Annotated in this window: 15 protein-coding genes and 1 pseudogene; 11 read left to right on the top strand and 5 right to left on the bottom strand. The window is 72.0% G+C overall.

Annotated features, from left to right (window positions below):
- From ACV4UX_RS11710 to ACV4UX_RS11700, 3 genes are all read right to left on the bottom strand, one after another.
- The coding region (locus ACV4UX_RS11710; protein WP_491593463.1) for a metallophosphoesterase at positions 1 to 702 on the bottom strand (702 nt) is incomplete at its 3' end.
- Positions 689 to 1921 carry an AAA family ATPase gene (locus ACV4UX_RS11705; protein WP_491593462.1) on the bottom strand — a complete coding sequence of 411 codons (1233 nt, stop codon included), beginning with the start codon at positions 1919 to 1921 and terminating at the stop codon, positions 689 to 691. The genes ACV4UX_RS11710 and ACV4UX_RS11705, both read right to left, overlap by 14 nt.
- 7 nt (positions 1922 to 1928) lie before the next feature.
- Positions 1929 to 3071 (bottom strand): PAS domain-containing sensor histidine kinase, encoded by a 1143-nt coding sequence (locus tag ACV4UX_RS11700; protein ID WP_491593461.1) that lies wholly within the window; start codon positions 3069 to 3071, stop codon positions 1929 to 1931.
- An 81-nt stretch (positions 3072 to 3152) separates the two neighbouring features.
- On the opposite strand from ACV4UX_RS11700, the gene ACV4UX_RS11695 reads away from it, so the two are divergent.
- From ACV4UX_RS11695 to surE, 11 genes are all read left to right on the top strand, one after another.
- Complete coding sequence (locus tag ACV4UX_RS11695; RefSeq protein ID WP_491593460.1) at positions 3153 to 4202, top strand: methyl-accepting chemotaxis protein; 1050 nt, start codon at positions 3153 to 3155, stop codon at positions 4200 to 4202.
- Positions 4199 to 6292, top strand: coding sequence for a methyl-accepting chemotaxis protein (locus tag ACV4UX_RS11690; protein ID WP_491593459.1), 2094 nt, complete (start codon positions 4199 to 4201; stop codon positions 6290 to 6292). The genes ACV4UX_RS11695 and ACV4UX_RS11690 overlap by 4 nt, the downstream gene beginning before the upstream one ends.
- Entirely contained in the window at positions 6293 to 6763 is a 471-nt protein-coding gene (locus ACV4UX_RS11685; RefSeq protein WP_491593458.1) for a chemotaxis protein CheW, read from the top strand. It abuts the gene before it with no gap.
- A complete protein-coding gene (locus ACV4UX_RS11680) occupies positions 6760 to 7977 on the top strand; it encodes a CheR family methyltransferase (RefSeq protein ID WP_491593457.1) in 1218 nt (405 codons plus the stop codon). Before ACV4UX_RS11685 ends, ACV4UX_RS11680 begins: the two co-directional genes overlap by 4 nt.
- Positions 7974 to 8531, top strand: coding sequence for a chemotaxis protein CheW (locus ACV4UX_RS11675; protein ID WP_491593456.1), 558 nt, complete (start codon positions 7974 to 7976; stop codon positions 8529 to 8531). Before ACV4UX_RS11680 ends, ACV4UX_RS11675 begins: the two co-directional genes overlap by 4 nt.
- Positions 8528 to 10783, top strand: coding sequence for a hybrid sensor histidine kinase/response regulator (locus ACV4UX_RS11670; RefSeq protein WP_491593455.1), 2256 nt, complete (start codon positions 8528 to 8530; stop codon positions 10781 to 10783). Before ACV4UX_RS11675 ends, ACV4UX_RS11670 begins: the two co-directional genes overlap by 4 nt.
- A complete protein-coding gene (locus tag ACV4UX_RS11665; protein ID WP_491593454.1) occupies positions 10780 to 11361 on the top strand; it encodes a CheB methylesterase domain-containing protein in 582 nt (193 codons plus the stop codon). Before ACV4UX_RS11670 ends, ACV4UX_RS11665 begins: the two co-directional genes overlap by 4 nt.
- Positions 11358 to 12515, top strand: coding sequence for a SpoIIE family protein phosphatase (locus ACV4UX_RS11660; RefSeq protein WP_491593453.1), 1158 nt, complete (start codon positions 11358 to 11360; stop codon positions 12513 to 12515). The genes ACV4UX_RS11665 and ACV4UX_RS11660 overlap by 4 nt, the downstream gene beginning before the upstream one ends.
- A gap of 441 nt (positions 12516 to 12956) precedes the next feature.
- On the top strand, positions 12957 to 13904 hold the full coding sequence (locus ACV4UX_RS11655) for a hydrogenase small subunit (protein ID WP_491593452.1): 948 nt from the start codon (positions 12957 to 12959) through the stop codon (positions 13902 to 13904).
- A 65-nt stretch (positions 13905 to 13969) separates the two neighbouring features.
- A complete protein-coding gene (locus tag ACV4UX_RS11650; protein ID WP_491593451.1) occupies positions 13970 to 15661 on the top strand; it encodes a nickel-dependent hydrogenase large subunit in 1692 nt (563 codons plus the stop codon).
- A gap of 227 nt (positions 15662 to 15888) precedes the next feature.
- Positions 15889 to 16695 carry a 5'/3'-nucleotidase SurE gene (gene surE / locus ACV4UX_RS11645; protein ID WP_491593450.1) on the top strand — a complete coding sequence of 269 codons (807 nt, stop codon included), beginning with the start codon at positions 15889 to 15891 and terminating at the stop codon, positions 16693 to 16695.
- 27 nt (positions 16696 to 16722) lie between these two features.
- Here surE and ACV4UX_RS11640 read toward each other — a convergent pair whose 3' ends face one another.
- Together ACV4UX_RS11640 and ACV4UX_RS11635 are read right to left on the bottom strand one after the other, a co-directional pair.
- Positions 16723 to 17568 (bottom strand): transglutaminase family protein, encoded by an 846-nt coding sequence (locus ACV4UX_RS11640; protein ID WP_491593449.1) that lies wholly within the window; start codon positions 17566 to 17568, stop codon positions 16723 to 16725.
- A pseudogene (locus ACV4UX_RS11635) lies at positions 17546 to 18008 on the bottom strand (peptidase); the annotation flags it as partial. The pseudogene ACV4UX_RS11635 and the gene ACV4UX_RS11640, both read right to left, overlap by 23 nt.

The raw sequence follows: 18008 nt of genomic DNA, 5'->3' as shown, positions 1-18008 counted from the left end.
CAGCTCCCCGGCCCCGGGACGCCAGATCCACGCCGAAGGCACGCGCTCCCGGGTGCGGGCCGTGAAGGTGAGCCGTGTCACGTTGCCCGGATTGCACCAGCGCGTGCCGCCCTTGACCACCATGGGCTGGGGCCGGTGGATGTGCCCGTTGATCAGCCAGTCCAGCCCCTCGATGGGGCGCGGAGCCACCAGGCCCTCCTGGAAGTCCGGAAAGCCCACCGAGTGGTGGGAGAACCACACGGTCTCCACGGCCCCGGCGCGCTCCACGTGGCGCGGCAGGGGCGCGCCGTCGGGCGAGGCCCCCACGAGCACGGAGCCCGAGGGCGTCTCCAGCCGGAAGGCCGGTCCGGGCCTCTCGGCCAGGCGCACGGCCCCTGCGGCGGCCAGCACGGCCAGGGACACGTCGGGCGTGAAGCGCGCGAGGTACTTGTCGTGGTTGCCGGGGAGCACCGTGGGGCGCTGCGGCCGGAAGAGCTCGATGAGCTCCACCAGCAGGGAGTTGGGGTTCTCGCGCGGCCAGTGGAAGAGGTCCCCCGGGATCACGGGATGGCATTCCAGCGCGCGGGCGCGGTCCAGGCAGGCGGCCAGCTTGGCCAGCACCTGCTCGCGGTAGCCCTCCAGGCGGTGCCCCGGGGGCGAGGCGGCCACGTGGGGATCGCAGACCACGAAGAGGCCCCGGGCCTCGATCCTAGGCAGTTCCACGCGCGCCCTCCCGGCGCAGGAAGCGCTCCAGGTCCATGGCCGAGCCGCACAGGGGGCACTCCCCGGCCTGCTCCAGGCGGGCGGCCACGCGCGCGGCCAGGGTGTCGAGGTCCCGCTCGCGCCGGGCCAGCCAGGCTTTGCCCTTCTCCACGCGGGCGCGCAGGGTCTCCAGGGACTCGGCGAGAGCGGCCAGGGGCGCTGGATCGGCCACGGCGGGCGGGTGCGGAAGTTCGGCCAGCAGCCCGGCCCGGCGCGAGGCCCGGGCGCGCGCGGCCCGAACGGCCTCGAGGCGCTCCAGGAGCCCGGCCAGCTCCCCGGCGGGCGCGGGCCGGGGCGGCTCGGCCAGGGGGGCCAGGGCCGCCAGGGCGCGCCGGGCGGCGTCCCTGCGGGCGTTCAGCCGCGTGAGGCCCTCCAGCAGGGCGTCCAGCCCGGCGCAGGGGGCCGGGGCGGGGGGCGGAGCAAGTCGCGAGAGCGTCTCCTGCCGGGCGCGCAGCCGGGCGCGCGCCAGCGCGAGCGCCTCCATCCGCCCGGCCAGGAACTCCAGGGCGCGGGGTTCGGCCTGGCGGGCCTCCAGGACGCGGCCCTCCTCGCGCAGGTTCTCCAGACCAAGGGCCAGGGCGGGCAGCCCGCGCAGGCCCTCCAGGCCCCGGCGCACGCGCTCCAGCCCGGTTTCCAGGTCGCGCGCGACGGTCTTGGCGCGGCGGGTCTTCTCGCGCAGGAGGTCCTGCATGGCCATGAGGTGGGCGCTCTCGGTGGAGGAGGCCAGGAAGTCGGCCAGGAGCGACCCCGGCTGGTCCAGAAGGAAGATGGGCTGGCGCTGCCCCGCAAGGTGCACGTCCACGGACTCGCCCTTCTCGAAGGCGACGGGCGAAAGCCGGAGCACGGCGGCCACCTCGGGGGGCACGCCGCTCTTGCCCAGCTTGGCGTAGACCTCGGGCTCCTCCGCGCCTGGCTCGTAGACCTCGTAGAGGGCGTGGTTCTTGCGGCGCACCCAGGCCACGCGGCGGCCGTCGTCGAGAAGCACCTCCACGCGGGCTTCCTTGGCTCCGTGGCGGATCACGTGGCGCGGCGCGGGGTTGGAGGTGAGGCAGCGCAGGGCCTCCACCACGGCGGACTTTCCCGTGTTGTTGGGGCCGCAAAGCACGTTGAGGCCCGGGGCCAACTCCAGCTCGGTGCGGGAGTGGGCCATGAAGTCCACCAGGGTGATGCGCCGGATCACGGAAGGCCTAGGAGACTGGGGGGTTGGGCAGTTCCAGGGTGAAGACGGTTCCCTCGGGGGCGCGGGAGGTGAAGCCCACGCGCCCGCCCAGGTAGCGCTCGCCCAGCAGGCGCATGCCGTAGGCCCCCAGGCCCCGACCCTTGCCCTTGGTGGAGAAGTTGCGTTTGAACACGCGCAGGCGCACGTCCTCGCTCATCACGGCGGGGTTGGCCACGCAGAAGCGCACCACGCCGTCCCCGCTCTCGCACCACAGGCGCACCACGTCGCCGGCGCCGCTGGCCTCCACGGCGTTCTTGACCATGTTGCCCAGCACCCGCTTGAGCAGCACCGGGTCGCTCAGCACGCGGGCGTCCTGCCCCGAGGCCTCCACGCGCACGCCTCCCCCTTCGGCCTGCGGCAGGCTCGCGCCCAGGCGGGCCGCATCGTCCAGGAGCGCCCTGGCGCCCAGGGTGACGAACACGGGTTCCAGCTCGTTGTTCTCGGCGGCGAGCAGGTCCTTCTGGGCCTTGAGCTCGTCCACAAGGTGCTCCAGGGTGGAGTGGATGAAGCGCGCGTCGCCCTGGAAGCGCTGGGGGAGGTCTTCCCGGAGCAGCCCCATGAGCCCGGTGAGCCCCCCGGCGGTGTTGAGCACGTCGTGGAAGAAAAGGCGCTCCAGGGTGCGGCGGCGCTTCACGTCGCCCTGGTCCTGCACGGTGAAGACCACGTAGGCCTGGCCGTCCAGTTCCACGGGGCGCGCGCTCACCTGGAGGTCCACGGCCTCCACGCCGTGGCCGCCCCGGCGCAGCAGGCTGCATTCCTTGACGCAGTGCTCGCCGGAGAGCCCGCGCAGGATGGTCTGCACCGCGCCGCAGCGGGTGCAGAATTCCGAAGCGCCGCAGCCGTCGTCCTCCAGGTGGGCGTGGATGCAGTCGAAGGCCTCGCCGGGGCGCATGCCCAGCAGCTCGTTCATGGTGCGCCCCGAGGCCTGCCGGGCCTGGGCGTTGGCCAGGACGATCTGGCGCGTGGCGCACAGCACGAACACCACCACCGGCACGGCGTCCAGGGCCCGCGCGAACGAGCGTCGCTTCAGGGCCTCGTGGCAGGCTTGAAGTTCCTCCTGGCCCGAGCGCCCTCGGGGAACGCTCACGTACGGATCGGCCGCATGGTTCATGGGTGCTTCGCTACCCCCTTTTTCCCGGGGCTTCAACCATCGGGTGTTGCGCGCGTTCCGCGCCCGGAGTAACGAAGGTCCATGGTGCGACGTTCCGGATGGATCCTTGCCGTGGCGGGCGGCCTGCTGGGCCTGTTTTCGGCGCTGTTGCCGTGGCTTTTCGAGGAGCTGTTCGCCTGGCGCTCGCCCCTCGGGGCCGCGCTGGCGGCGTGCGCCTTCCTGGCCGTCGCCGGGGGACTTGCCGGCCTGGCACTGTCCGGCGGGCGCGCGCCGCAGCGGGAGACCCGGGAGGACGCCCCCGCCGCGCCTCACAAAAGCGTGCAGGGGCCGGACCCCGAGGAACTGCGGCTGCTCCTGGAGAAGGCCGGGCTGCTCGCCCGGGACGCCGTCCTGCCGCAGGACGCCCTTGCCGGTCTGGCTTCCGACATCCAGGCCGCGCTCTCCACAAGCCGCTTCTGCGAGGAGGCCGCCGCGGGAGCACTCCCCCCCCTGGACCGCTCCCGCGAGGCCCTGGAAGAAGCGCGCGGCGCCCTGGAAAGCCTCGAACAGGCCATGGCCGCCATCCGGTCCGGCGCGCAGGGCGCTTCGGCCAAGCTCTCGGTGATCTCGGCCACGGCCGAGCAGGCCCAGGCCCTGGTGGGCGGCATGGCCGCCATCGCCGAGCAGACCAACATGCTGTCGCTCAACGCCTCCATCGAGGCCGAGAAGGCCGGCGAGCACGGCCGGGGCTTCGCGGTGGTGGCCCGCGAGGTGCGCCGCCTGGCCGACACCGCGGCCATGGGCGCGGAGGACATCGAGCGCCTCGTGGCGCGCATGCGCCAGGCCGTGGCCGCCGAAGTGATGGAGATGGACACCTTCGCCCGGCGCATGGACCAGGCCGGGCTGCGCCTGGGCGAAGCCGTCGCGGGCCTGCAACGTGCGGCCAAGGCCCTGGAGGGCGCGGCGCTACAGGCCGGGGAGTCCGCCCGCCGGGCGGCCCAGGGGCCGCCCTCGGCCCGTCGCGCGCTGGACGCCTCCGCCGAACTGGCCCTGGCCCTGGGCGAACTGGCCTCCCTGGCCGGGGACATGGAATCCGCCCTGCGCGCCGCGTGCGCCGCAGCCCACCCTTCCACAAAGGACCAAGCCTCATGATCGCCTGGTGGCGCGAACTCAAGCTTTCCGGGAAACTGACCCTTTGCTGCTCGAGCTTCCTCGTGCCCATCGCCCTGCTGCTCTTCCTACTGCTGGGGCAGATGGCGCGCGACCTGCGCCTGGCCCGGGTGGAGCTGGCGGGCGTGGCCGCCCTGGACCCCCTGGAGGACATCGCCGAGGCCGTGCCCCACTACGTGAAGCTGGTCATCGACCGCATGGGCGGGGCCGACGTGAGCGCCCCCCTGGCCCAGTTGGACATCGTCCTGGCCGACCGCTGGACCGAACTCTCCAAACGCCTCAACCGCGACGCCGACTGCCTGGGGCTCACCCCCGACAAACTGGCCCCCCTGGGCCTTTCGCACCTTGAGCCTGCCGCCTTCGTCAAGGCTGCGGCGGACATCGCCCGCACCCCCGCCTCCAGCCCCGAACACGCCGTGGCCGCCCAGGCCCAGTTCATGGGCATGCTCACCGAGCTGCGCGAGTACATCGCCGACTCGGCCCAGCTGGTGCTGGACCCCGAGCTGGCCACCTACTACCTGATGTACCTGCTGGTCTTCGACATCCCCCGCGCCCAGGAGCGGCTGGGGCTTCTGCTCAACTCCGGCCAGATCGCCCTCTCCAAGCTGCCCGGGGCCGAGGTCGAACGCGCCAAGATGGCCACCGTGAGCGCCGCCTGGGAGCAGTCCGTGGTGGAGCGCATCCTGGACAAGCTGGGCAAGGCCCAGCGGGCCATGGGCGGCGACCGCCTCGCCGGGCTGCCCAAGGCCGTCAACGCCTACGCCGAGACCTCGCGGGCCTTCCTGCGCGTCTCCAAGTCCGTCACCGCGCGGGAGGCCTCCATGAACCTGGAGGCCTATTCCCGGGCTGGGGACGCGGCCCTCAAGGCCGGAGCCGAGCTGTGGGACCAGTGCTACGCCCAGTTCCGGGGCCTCCTGGAGGATCGCCTGCGCCACCTGCGCCTGCACTTCGGCGTGGCCCTGGGCGTGAGCCTGGCCTCCATCCTGGGGGCGGGCCTGCTGGCCTGGGGCATCGCCACGTCCATCGCCCGGCCCATCGCCCGGGTGGCCCGCATCGCCACCACCATCGCCGACGGCAAGGTTGCCCAGGCATCGGCCCTGCTGGAGGCCTCCTGCCCCTCGGGCAGCTGCAACGCGGAGCGCCTGCGCGCCAGCCGCGCCTCCAGCTCCGAGACCAGCCAGCTCTTCGCCGCCGTGGCCGTGATGATCCACAGCCTGGAGAACCTGCTGGCCGCCGTCAACGCCACGGGCGAGCAGCTCCAGGCCTCGGCCGGTCGCATCGCGGCCACGGCCCGCCAGATCGAGGCCTCGGCCACCCAGCAGGCGGCCTCCACGGTGGAGGTGGGGGCCACCAGCAAGGAGATCTCCGCCACCGCCGCCAACCTGGCCGACACCATGGGCGAGGTGCTGGGCCTGGCCAACCGCTCCTCCTCCCTGGCCGTGGAAGGCCGAGAAAGCCTCGCGCTCATGGACGACGCCATGCTGGGCCTCTCCCAGGCCAGCCGCGACATGTCCGCCAAGCTCTCGCTCATCCGGGAGAAGGCCTCGGGCATCGGCCAACTGCTCTCCACCATCGCCAAGGTCGCCACCCAGACCAACCTGCTCTCGCTCAACGCCGCCATCGAGGCCGAAAAGGCCGGGGAGTTCGGCCCCGGCTTCGCGGTGGTGGCCCGCGAAATCCGCCGACTGGCCGACCAGACCGCCGCCGCCGCCCTGGACATCGAGCGCACCGTGCGCGACATGCAGGCCTCGGTCCAGGCCGGGGCCGGGGCCATGGACGGCTTCCGTGGCCTGGCCGAACAGACCGCCGAGACATCCCAGGGCGTCAACACCCGCCTGGGCCGCATCATCGAGTCCGGCGAGGCCCTCACCCCGCGCTTCTCCACCGTCACCGAAGGCATGCGCGCCCAGGCCGAGGGCGCGGACCAGATCAGCGTGGTCATCGCCCAGCTGGCCGACGCGGCGGGCGAAACCCGCGACTCCCTGGCCGAATTCCGCCAGGCCGCCGAAGACCTCACCGCCACGGCGGCGGGCCTCAAGGACATCCTGGCCCGCTTCGAGCTGGAGCGCTAGATGCTCTGCGTCACCCTCCGCGCCGCCGGGGCGCGCTTCGCCGTGCCCGCCCGGGACATCCTCGAGGTGGCCCCCCTGGTGGAGCTGGCCCCCCTGCCCGGCGCGCCGCCTTATGTTGCCGGGCTCATGAACCTCCGGGGCCGAAGCCTTCCCGTGGCCGACCTCACCGTGCTCCTGGCCGGACGGCCCTCGCGCCGCTTCGCCTCCACGCGCATCCTCTGCGCCGCCACGCCCGAGGGGCTGGCCGTCGGACTCATGGCCGAGCGCGTGCTCAAGACCCTGGCCATCGACCCCGCCGCCGTCGCCCCGCCGGGCGCGCCCGCCGCGCCGTGGGTCACGGGGGTCGCCGGGGGCGAGGAACTGGTGCAGATCCTCGACGTGGCCCGCGTGCTGCCCTCGGAACTCCTGCGCGCCCTGAGCCGGACGGCCGACGCCCCGGACCGGCAGGTCCCGGCGGAGGCCGCCCCGTGACCCTCTTCAGCCGCGCCGCGGAAGCGGCCGGGCTGGACCCCCGAGCCGTGGGCGAGGACGGCCTGCGCCGCGCCGCGCGCATCGCCTCCGGTCGGCTGGGCCTGGCGCACGAACGGGAGCTGCCCGCGCGCCTGGCCGCCGACCCCGGTGCGCGCCGCCTCTTCTGCGGCCAGGCCGTGGTCCAGGAAACCTGGCTCTTCCGCGACCCGGAGGCCTTCCGCGCCCTGGCCCGCCTGGCCCCTGCGCTGCCCAGGCCCGTGCGCGTGCTCTGCGTCCCCTGCTCCACCGGCGAGGAGCCTGCCGGGGCGGCCATGGCCCTGCTGGACGCGGGCCTCGCTCCGAGGGACTTCCGCGTGGACGCCGTGGACGCCTGCCCCGAGGCCCTGGCCCAGGCCCGCACGGGCCGCTTCGGCCCGCACAGCCTGCGCGCCCCCCTGCCCGAACCCTGCCCCTGGCTGCACAGGGAGGACGACCTGCTCGTCCTGGCCCCGGCGGCCCTGGAGTCCATCCGCTTCCTCGAGGGCGACGTGCTCGCCTCGGATTTCCTGGCCCACGAACCGCCCTACCACGCCGTGTTCTGCCGACACATGCTCATCTACACGGCCCAGGATGCCAGGTCGCGGCTCGCGGCCAACCTGCGCCGCCTGCTCGGCCCAGGCGGCGCGTTCTTCACCGCCCCGGCCGAGGGCGCGGCCTTTCTGGGCCTTGGGCTCGCGCCCCACGGCCTGCGAGCCCCGACGCCCGCTGCGCCGCTTGCAGCCGGAGCGCGGCCCGAAGGCGCGGCGGACCGCTCCCCGTCCCGCGTCCCCGGAGCGCCCCGCGCGGGCGGCGCGCCCGGAGCATCGGGCTTCGCCGGGGGCTTGGGCGCACAGTGCATCCCGCCCTCCCCCGATGCATCCGGCCCGGACCTGCTGGAGCGCGCCTCCGCCCTGGCTGACTCGGGCCGTCTGGGCGAGGCCCTTGAGGCCCTGGACCAGGCCCAGGCCGACCAGGGGCCGTCCGCCCGGCTCTGCCACCTGCGCGCCGCCGCCCTGCTGGCCCTGGGACGCGAGGCCGAGGCCGAACAGGCCCTGCGCGCCGCCCTCTACCTGGATCCCGGACACCTGGAGAGCCTCACCCACCTCGAACTGCTCGAACGCGCCCACGGCCGCCGCCTGGAGGCCGACCTGCTCCAGGGCCGCCTGCGGCGCATCCTCGAGGAGCCCCGGCCGTGACCGACGACACCTCCCGCGAGGCCAAGCTCCTCTTCGACCGCGAGCCCTCCCCCGAGGTGCTGGCCGAGTGGACCGCCCAGGCCGCCCAGCCCAAGGACGACGCGGGCGCGAAACGCGGGGCGGCGCTTCTGGTCCGCGCGGGCGAGGAGTGGACCGCCCTGCCCGCCTCCATGGTGGACCAGGCCCTGCCGCTGGGGCCGGTCCATGCCGTGCCCTATCTCTCGGGACCGGTGTTCCTGGGACTGGCCAACGTGGACGGCGAACTGCTGCCCTGCGTGAGCCTTGCCGCGCTCCTGGGCGCGGAGCCCTCCCAGGCCCCGGGAAGGCCCCGCCTCGTGGCCGTGCGCACCCGCCAGGGCCGCTTCGCCCTGGTGGTGGACGAGGCCCCGGGCATGAGCCCCTACGATCCCGACGCCCTGGAGCCAGCCCCCGACACCCTGGCGCGCGGACCTCGCCCCGTAGTGGCCGGCATGGCCCGCGTGGGCGGCCGCCTGGCCGCCGTGGCCGACCCGGAACGCCTGGGCCGCGCCCTGCTGGGGAGCCTCTCGCCATGACGCCCGAACTGGCCGACCTCTCCCTGCTGGACCTCTTCGCCATGGAGCTGGCCACCCACCGCCAGGCCATCGAGGACGGGCTGGTCGGCATCGACCCCGACGCGCCCCCCGAGCGCCTGGAGGGCCTCATGCGCGCGGCCCATTCCATCAAGGGCGCGGCGCGCATCGTGGAGTTGACCCAGGCCGTGGGTCTGGCCCACGCCATGGAAGATCTCTTCCAGGCGGCCCAGCAGGGACGCCTGGAGCTCACCCCCGCCCGCGTGGACGCCCTGCTGGCCGCCAACGACTTCTTCGGGGAACTCTCCCGCGCCGCCCCGGCCGACCTTCCGGACCTGCTCGCGCGGGGCGGGGAACGCGCAGCGGCCATCGAGCACGCCCTGCGCCAGCTCCTGGCCGAGGACTCCGCGCCCCGGGCCTCTGGCGCGCAGTCCGCCTCCGCGCCCCCGGCCGTGTCGTCCCCCGCCGCTCCTGCCGTCGCTCCGGCCGCCCCCCGTCCGGGCAACCCCGCGCCCCCCCGCGAAGACGGCGTGCTGCGCCTCTCCTCCGAGCTGGTGGGCCGCCTCATGGGGCTGGCCGGGCAGTGCGTGGTGGAATCCGGCGCGCTGGCCCGGGTGTTCTCCCAGGTGCGCGAGGCACGCCGCGCCCACTTCGACCTGGAGGACCTCCTGGCCTCCCTGGCCGCGCAGCTGGGCCAGGGCGAAGCCGGGGACACGGCCCGGCGCGCCCGGGAGATCTTCCAGGGCATCATGGCCGCGCGCGCCCAGGCCGACAAGGCTCTGGACGACCTCTCGCGCCGCCTGGAGAACCTCTCGGGCCGCCTCTACGACCAGGTGCTGGGCAGCCGCATGCGCCCCTTCGCCGAAGGGGTGCGGGGCCTGCCGCGCATGGCGCGCGACGTGTGCCGCGAGCTGGGTCGCGAGGCCCGCTTCACGGTAGAGGGAGGGAAAACCCCCGTCGACCGGGACATCCTGGACCATCTGGACGCCCCCCTGGGACACCTGCTGCGCAACGCCCTGGACCACGGCCTGGAGCCCCCCGAAGAACGCCTGGCCTCGGGCAAGCCCGCCCAGGGCCATGTGGTCCTCTCGGCCCGTCACTCGGCGGGCAACCTCGAAGTGCGCCTGAGCGACGACGGACGGGGCATGGACCCCGAGGCCCTGCGCGCCCGCGTGACGGCCCTGGGCCTGGCCGCCCAGGACATTGCCGCCAGGCTCACCCGCGAGGAGCTCTTCGAGTTCCTTTTTCTGCCGGGCTTCACCACCTCCAGCGAGGTCACCAGCGTCTCGGGGCGCGGCGTGGGCCTGGACGCCGTGCGCGTGATGCTCCAGGAGTGCGGCGGCCGGGCGCGCGTGGAGTCCGTGCCCGGGCGGGGGACCACGTTCACCCTCACCCTGCCCGTGAGCCGCTCCGTGGTGCGCGCCCTGGTGTTCACGGCCGGTGGCGAGCCCTACGCCCTGGCGCTCTCGCGTATCGCGCGGGTGCTGCTGGCCGAGCCCGGGGAGATCCAAAGCGCCGAGGGACGCCAGTTCGTCACTGTGGACGGACGCCACGTGGGCCTGGTCCCTGCGGCGCGGCTTCTGCGGCTCGCGCCCGGCGCGGCGGAGGGCGAGGCCACCCCCGTGGTGGTGCTCGAAGCCGGGAACGCGCTTATCGGACTGGCCGCAGAGGCCCTGCTTGGCGAGCGCGACCTGGTGGTCCACCCCCTGGACCCCCGCCTGGGCCGCGTGCCCAACGTTGCGGCGGCCTCCCTCCTGGACGACGGCCGCCCCGTGCTCATCCTGGACGACGCAGGCCTCGCCCGGTCCCTGGAGATCCTCCTGGCCGAGGGACGCCTGCCCCGCCTGGGCCGACCGGACCGCTCGGCCCATCGGCGCGGCCCCAAGCGCGTGCTCGTGGTGGACGATTCGCTCACCGTGCGCGAGGTGGAGCGTCAGATCCTCGCCGGGCGCGGCTACCGGGCCGTCACGGCCGTGGACGGCATGGAGGGCCTGGCCCTGGCCCGCTCCGGCGAGTTCGACCTTGTGGTCACCGACGTGGACATGCCCCGCATGACCGGCATCGAACTGACGCGGGCCCTCAAGGCCGACCCGCTCCTGGCCCGCACGCCCGTGATGATCGTCTCCTACAAGGACCGCCCCGAGGACCGCCTCGCCGGGCTGGAGGCCGGGGCCGACCACTACCTGCCCAAGTCCGGGTTCCAGGGCGACGCCTTGCTCGACGCCGTGCTGGCGCTCATCGGGGAGCCGGAATGAGGGCGCGGAGCTACCCCCCCGTCCTGGCCGTGGGGGCCTCCACCGGCGGCCCAAAAGCCGTGGCCGAGTTGCTGGCCGGGCTGCCGCCGGGCTTCCCCGGGGCCGTGCTCGTGGCCCAGCACCTGGACGACGCCTTCAGCGACAATCTGGCTGACTGGCTGGGCCTCCAGTCCGGACTGCAAGTCACCCTGGCCCGCGAGGGCGACCGCCTGCTGCCCGGGCGGGTCTACGTGGCCCGGGGCGGACGCCATCTGGTGGTGAACGCCGTGAACACCCTCTCCTACAGCGAGGAGCCCGCCGCCAGCGCCTACCGCCCCTGTATCGACGCGCTTTTCGAGAGCCTGGCCGCCTCGGCCCTGCGCCCCGGGGTCGCGGTGCTCCTCACGGGCATGGGGGCCGACGGGGCCAAAGGCCTGCTGGCCCTGCGCGGCAAGGGCTGGCTGACCATCGCCCAGGACCGGGCCTCCAGCGCCGTCTACGGCATGCCCAAGGCCGCCCGGGACATGGGCGCGGCCTCCCTGGTGCTGCCGCTTTCCGCCATCGCGGCCCAGGCCGCCAAACACCTCCCCAGGACATGACAGCCCCATCCCTCTCCGCCGACGCCCCCGTGCGCGTGCTCTGCGTGGACGACCAGCCCATGGTGGCCGAGGCCCTGCGCCGCATGCTGGCACCCGAGGCGGACATCGCCTTCCTCTCCACCCAGGACCCGGCCAAGGCCCTGCCCATGGCCCTGGAACACCGGCCCACCGTGGTGCTCCTGGACCTCGTCATGCCCGATATCGACGGCCTGACCCTGGTGAGGTACTTCCGGGCCCATCCCAAGCTCAAGGAGCTGCCTCTCGTGGTGCTCTCCACCAAGGAGGAGCCCGAGACCAAGGCCAAGGCCTTCGCCCTGGGCGCGAACGACTATCTGGTGAAGCTGCCCGACCGCGTGGAGCTGACGGCCCGGCTGCGCCACCACTCCCAGGGCTACACGCGGCTTCTGGAGCGCGACCGGGCCTACAGGGAGCTGGCACGCCAACTGGACCAGGCCGCCAGCTACGTGCGCAACCTCCTGCCCGCGCCCCTCCCGGAAGGCCCCGTGCGCGCGGACTGGCTCTTCCAGCCCTCGGCCATGCTGGGCGGCGACGCCCTGGGCTACCACTGGATCGACCCGGAGCGCTTCGCCTTCTACCTGCTCGACGTGTGCGACCATGGCGTGGGGCCGGCCCTGCTTTCGGTGTCGGCCCTCAACGTGCTGCGCAGCCAGACCCTGCCGGGAGTGGACTTCGGCTCCCCGGCCCAGGTGCTGGCCGGGCTCAACCAGGTGTTCCAGATGTCGAAGCAGAACGACCTCTACTTCACCATCTTCTACGGGGTCTACCGGCCCGGCGACGGGCTTTTGCGCTACGCCTCCGCCGGGCATCCGCCGCCCCTGCTCTTCCGCGACGGGCGCGCCGAGGAACTGCGCTGCCAGAGCCTGTTCATCGGAGCCATGCCCGAGGCGCACTTCCGGGAGGCCGAGACGCGCCTGGAAGGCAGGGCGCGCCTGCTCGTCTTCTCCGACGGGGTGTACGAAATCCGGCTGCCCAACGGCGCTGTGGCCAGTTACGAGGACTTCAAGGCCTACGCCGAGGCTGCCCCCGGCGGCCTGGGGCCGGACCCGGAGACCGCCCTGGCCCACGCGCGCGCCCTCTCGGGCCGCCAGATTCTGGACGACGACGTGACCATGCTCCGGCTCGAACTGGGCTGAGCTGGGATCGTCCTTTTTTTCACGATATCGTGCCACACTGCAACAGATCATAACACGGCATCCTTCCCGAGCGGCCCCACCCGGAAAGCGGTGCAGAGGGAACCTTTTTGGATGCATTATCGTAGCACGACTTTCCACAGAATAACACGACTGCCGTTTTCTGTTGCATCACGACTGTTGCACGGCGTGTTCCGGCGGCTTACCCCGCTCTGCGTCATGCCCCGCCATGGCGGACGCGCCGGGTGCCTGCGTCAGATTGTCCCATCCATCACAATAAACTGCTGGCAAAAGTCAAGGGCCTGTGATAAAGGAAGTTCCGCCTGAGTGGTGGGCTCCAGCCCGTGGATTTCGGCCCGGCGGCCCCGTGGGGGCGGCCGCCGCGGCTTCGCAGTGTGGCCCTACAACCAGCACAGCCAACCTGTAACGATTTGGGAGGTCCGTATGCGCGTATCCATTGGTCTCGCCAAGGACGACGCCGAAAAACGCTTGGAACAAAAGGGCGTCTCCCGCCGCGACTTCATGAAATTCTGCGCGGCGGTGGCAACGGCCCTGGGAATGGGGCCCGGAGCCGCTGGCGAGGTGGCCCAGGTCCTGGCGGCGTCCAAGCGCCCCAGCGTGATCTATCTCCACGGCGCGGAATGCACCGGCTGCTCCGAGGCCGTGCTGCGCACCTACAAGCCCTTCATCGACGAGCTCATCCTCGACACCATCAGCCTCGACTACCATGAGACCATCATGGCCGCCGCGGGCGAGGCCGCCGAGGACGCCCTGCAGAAGGCCATGAACTCCCCCGACGGGTTCATCCTGGTGCACGAAGGCGCCATCCCCATGATCGAGGACGGCAAGTGGGGCATGGTGGGCGGCCACACCATGGCCGACAACCTCAAGAAGTGCGCTGCCAAGGCCAAGGCCATCATCGCCATGGGCACCTGCGCCACCTTCGGCGGCGTGCAGGCCGCCAAGCCCAACCCGACCCAGGCCGTCTCCGTGGCCAAGTTCCTTGACCGCAAGGACGTGATCAACATCGCCGGCTGCCCGCCCAACCCCATCAACTTCGTGGGCGCCGTGGTGCTCTTCCTCAAGGGCGAGAAGATCGACCTCGACCCCCTCAACCGCCCCAAGGCGTTCTTCGGAACCTCCGTGCACGACCAGTGCGAACGCGTGAAGTTCTACGACGACGGCAAGTTCGCCCCCAGCTTCGACTCCGAGGAAGCCAAGAAAGGCTACTGCCTCGCCAACCTGGGCTGCCGCGGCCCCGAGACCTACAACAACTGCCCCAAGGTGCTCTTCAACGAGACCAACTGGCCCGTGAAGGCCGGACATCCCTGCATCGGCTGCTCCGAGCCGAACTTCTGGGATTCCATGTCGCCTTTCTACGTCGGCCGCTAGCCTCGGTCAGCCCCTTGGTTGGTCGCTCGTAGCTCGAACCGCAGCACACCTCACGGAGGATTCCAATGGCTGACAGCAAGCCTCAAATCATGAAAACGCCCCAGAGCAACTTCACCGGCCCCGTCATCGTCGACCCGGTCACCCGCATCGAGGGTCACCTGCGCATCGTGTGCGAAGTGGGCGCCGGCAAGATCACCAACGTCTGGAGCTCCTCGCAGCTCTTCCGCGGCCTGGAGATCATCCTCAAGGGCCGCGACCCCCGCGACGCCCAGCACTTCACCCAGCGCTCCTGCGGCGTGTGCACCTACGTCCACGCCCTGGCCTCCACCCGCGCCGTGGACGACGCCGTGAAGGTGAACGTCCCCGAGAACGCCACCATCATGCGCAACCTGGTCATGGCCGCCCAGTACCTCCATGACCACATCGTCCACTTCTACCACCTCCACGCCCTCGACTGGGTGGACGTGCAGAACGCCCTCAAGGCCGACCCCAACAAGGCCGCCCAGATCGCCAACTCCATCTCCAAGCGCAAGACCAACGCGGCCGACCTCAAGGCCGTGCAGGACAAGCTCAAGGCCCTGGTGGATTCCGGCCAGCTGGGCATCTTCACCAACGCCTACTTCCTGGGCGGCCACCCGGCCTACTACCTGCCCGCGGAAGTGAACCTGATCGCCACCGCCCACTACCTCGAGGCTCTGCGCCTGCAGGTGAAGGCCGCCAAGGCCATGGCCATCTTCGGCGCCAAGAACCCCCACACCCAGTTCACCGTGGTGGGCGGCTGCACCAACTACGACGCCCTGCGCCCCGAGCGCATCGCCGAGTTCATGACCCTGTTCAAGGAAGTCAAGCAGTTCATCGAGGAAGTCTACATCCCCGACCTGCTGGCCGTGGCCTCCTACTACAAGGACTGGGCCTCCATCGGCGGCACCACCAACTTCATCTGCTTCGGCGAGTTCCCGCAGAAGAGCGAGCGCGGCCTCGACGACCGCTTCCTGCCCTCCGGCGTGATCATGAAGCGCGACCTCAAGGGCGTGAAGCCCGTCGACCAGAAGCAGATCCTCGAGCACGTGGCCCACTCCTGGTACAAGGGCAACGAAGCCAAGCACCCCTACGAGGGCGTCACCGATCCGCAGTACACCAAGCTTGACGACAAGGACCGCTACTCCTGGATGAAGGCCCCCCGCTACATGGGCGAGCCCATGGAGACCGGCCCCCTCGCCAAGGTGCTGGTGGCCTACGCCAAGGGCCACAAGGCCACCGTGAAGACCGTGGACATGGTCTGCAAGAACCTGGGCATCCAGCCCACCGCGCTCTTCTCCACCCTGGGCCGCACCGCTGCCCGCGGCATCGAAACCGCCGTCATCTGCGGCGAGATGGAAGCCTGGGTGAAGAAGCTCTCCGAGAACGTGAAGAAGGGCAACACCAAGCTGTACCAGGATTGGAAGATGCCCGACTCCGCCCAGGGCGTCGGCTTCGTCGACGCGCCCCGCGGCGCCCTCTCCCACTGGATCGACATCAAGGGCGGGAAGATCAACAACTTCCAGCTCGTGGTGCCCTCCACCTGGAGCCTCGGGCCCCGCTGCGCCGCCGGCAAGCTCTCCCCCGTGGAAGAGGCCCTCATGAACACCCCCATCGCCGACCCCAAGCGTCCGGTGGAAATCCTGCGTACCGTGCACTCCTTCGACCCCTGCATCGCCTGCGGCGTGCACGTGATCCAGCCCGAGTCCAACGAAGTGCTGAGCTTCAAGGTTCTCTAGAACCAGCCCCAGCCACACGAAACGAGAGAGGGCCGCGCAAGCGGCCCTCTTTTTTGGGAATCGCTACCCCGACGCGGCGGCTGCGGAGAAGGGGATACTGGCTGGGAGGAGTTGACTACAACTTGACCCCTTGCTCCCTCCCTAACCTTGAAGCGCCCCCGCGCGCGTGGTAGCGAACCACCTTCCGGACAACGCCTTCCCATCGCAGCCCGCCCAGGACGCACGCCATGAAAACTCCCCGCATCCTCCTCACCAACGACGACGGCATCCGCTCCCCGGGGCTGGAGGCCGCAGCCCGGGCCCTGCACGCCGAAGGCGCATTGCGCGTGGTGGCCCCCCTGCACCAGCAGACCTCCATGGGCAGGGCTCACGCAGGCCACCCGGACGCCGCCCTCGCGCCCCATCCGTTCAGTGTTCAGGGCCGCGAACTGGAGGCCTACGCCTGCGACGCCACCCCGGCCTCGGCCCTGGCCCACGGGCTCCACGTGTTCCCCGGGGAGACCCCGGACCTGGTGGTCTCGGGCATCAACTACGGCGAGAACCTGGGGGCCAACGTCACCAGCTCCGGCACCGTGGGCGCGGCCCTGGAGGCCGCAGCGCGCGGCATCCCGGCCATCGCCGTCTCCCTGGAGACCCCCGTGGACTGCCACAGGCGATACGCCCCCCTGGACTGGGACGCCGCTGTGCACTTCCTGCGCCGCTTCGCGCGCATCGTCCTCGAGGGAGGGCTCCCGGCCGACGTGCACGTGCTCAAGATCGACGTGCCCCTGGCTGCCACGCCGGACACGCCCTGGCGGATCACCCGGCTCTCCCCGCACCTCTTCTACGAGCCCTCCATCCCCGGAGCGACGCTGCAAAGCAGGCGCGGCGACATCGTGATCCGCAAGCGCCGCTGCGAGGGCGACCGCCCCGACACCGACGCCTACGCCCTGGCCGTGGACGGCGTGGTCTCCGTGACGCCCCTGACCCTGGACCTCACCGCCCGGGCAAGCTTCGCTTCGCTGGAATCCTGGCTGAACGGCCGTCAGGCGTGAGACTGCCCGGCGGCAGGCCGGATCGGCCTAATCTTCCACGGTGAGTTCGATGCTGTGGCTCAACTCGCCCGTGGCGCCCGTACCCCGGAAGCTCCCCGTGACCGGGGCCGTGAGCGAGGGATCGGGCGCGGCGCAGAGCATCAGGTGGGAAGCGGCCACGGCCAGGCCCAGGGTGGGGTCGAAGCCGCGCCAGCCCGCGCCCGGGATGAAGGCCTCGGCGCAGGCGTGCAGGTCGCGCGCGTCCTGGTCCGCGTCGCCCTGCTGGTAGCAGGAGGCGTAGCGCGCGGGCACCCCGGCGGCCCGGCAGGCGGCCATGAAGACCAGCGTGGCGTCCCGGCAGGCCCCCCGGCCCGACTCCAGGGTCTCCTCGGGGCCCTGCACGCCGGGCTCCATGCGGGGGGCAACGGCCACGTTGGCGTAGACCCAGGCGTTGAGCGTCCAGAGGAAGGCGGGCACGCCGCCCTCCCCGGCCACCTCGGCCATGCGCCGGGCCAGGCGGCGCACGCGCGCCCCGCCCAGGGGAGCCAGGCAGGGGGCCAAAACCGCTTTCTCGGCCGGGGAAAGCTCCGGGGGCAGGCGCAGGGCCCCGGGCTCCAGCAGGTAGTCGAAGGGATTGGCGCGCAGGGTGCGCGCGGTGAAGCGCGTGCGGACCACAAGTTCCTCATGCTGGCCTTCGAACCAGATGCGCAGGGCGCGGTTGCCCCCCGCGTCCTCGATCTCGACCTGACCGGCGGGCTTGGGGGTCACCTGCGTCTCGAAGGCCTCCAGGCGCTGGTCCACGCCGGTGCGCGGGGTCAGCCGCAGGAGATGCGGCTCCAGAAACACCGGGAGCGAGTAGCGCCAGCGCGACTCATGGACGCCGTGAAAGAGCATCGCCATCCTCCGTGCGGCAGGCGAGCTTGCGCCGCACTGGCGAGAGCTTGGCCGCGATGCGTTCGATCCATTCGGAGGGCAGCGCGCCAACGCTCTCGCGCAGCCGCTCCTGCCACCACAGGGAGATGTGCTCCAGGTCGGATTTCTCGAAGCGGTGCTCCACCAGTGCGAACGTTCCCTTGGAGTAGACCACCACGTCCAGGGGGAAATCGACCCCGGCGGCGCTGATGCGCGTGGAGTCGAAGGCCAGACAGCCCACCTTGAGGGCGAAGTTGATGGAGTCGGCGTGCTTGAGGGTGCGGTCCAGCACGGGCTTGCCGTACCCTGTCTCTCCGATGATGTGGTAGGGCGTGCCGGGGGCGATCTCCACCCAGTTGCCCTGGGGGTAGATCAGGTAGAGGCGATGGATGGAATCGCCCTCGAACTGTCCGCCCACCAGC

The organism is Fundidesulfovibrio sp. (assembly GCF_058402725.1).
The sequence above is the reverse complement of the archived record's forward strand: the minus strand, read 5'-3'. Positions and strand labels throughout refer to the sequence as shown.

Coding starts and splice junctions, on each gene's coding strand:
- ACV4UX_RS11700 (WP_491593461.1), bottom strand. CDS start 3,071: ATGAACCATGCGGCCGATCCGTACGTGAGCGTTCCCCGAGGGCGCTCG.
- ACV4UX_RS11695 (WP_491593460.1), top strand. CDS start 3,153: ATGGTGCGACGTTCCGGATGGATCCTTGCCGTGGCGGGCGGCCTGCTG.
- ACV4UX_RS11690 (WP_491593459.1), top strand. CDS start 4,199: ATGATCGCCTGGTGGCGCGAACTCAAGCTTTCCGGGAAACTGACCCTT.
- ACV4UX_RS11685 (WP_491593458.1), top strand. CDS start 6,293: ATGCTCTGCGTCACCCTCCGCGCCGCCGGGGCGCGCTTCGCCGTGCCC.
- ACV4UX_RS11670 (WP_491593455.1), top strand. CDS start 8,528: ATGACGCCCGAACTGGCCGACCTCTCCCTGCTGGACCTCTTCGCCATG.
- ACV4UX_RS11665 (WP_491593454.1), top strand. CDS start 10,780: ATGAGGGCGCGGAGCTACCCCCCCGTCCTGGCCGTGGGGGCCTCCACC.
- ACV4UX_RS11660 (WP_491593453.1), top strand. CDS start 11,358: ATGACAGCCCCATCCCTCTCCGCCGACGCCCCCGTGCGCGTGCTCTGC.
- ACV4UX_RS11655 (WP_491593452.1), top strand. CDS start 12,957: ATGCGCGTATCCATTGGTCTCGCCAAGGACGACGCCGAAAAACGCTTG.
- ACV4UX_RS11650 (WP_491593451.1), top strand. CDS start 13,970: ATGGCTGACAGCAAGCCTCAAATCATGAAAACGCCCCAGAGCAACTTC.
- surE (WP_491593450.1), top strand. CDS start 15,889: ATGAAAACTCCCCGCATCCTCCTCACCAACGACGACGGCATCCGCTCC.
- ACV4UX_RS11640 (WP_491593449.1), bottom strand. CDS start 17,568: ATGCTCTTTCACGGCGTCCATGAGTCGCGCTGGCGCTACTCGCTCCCG.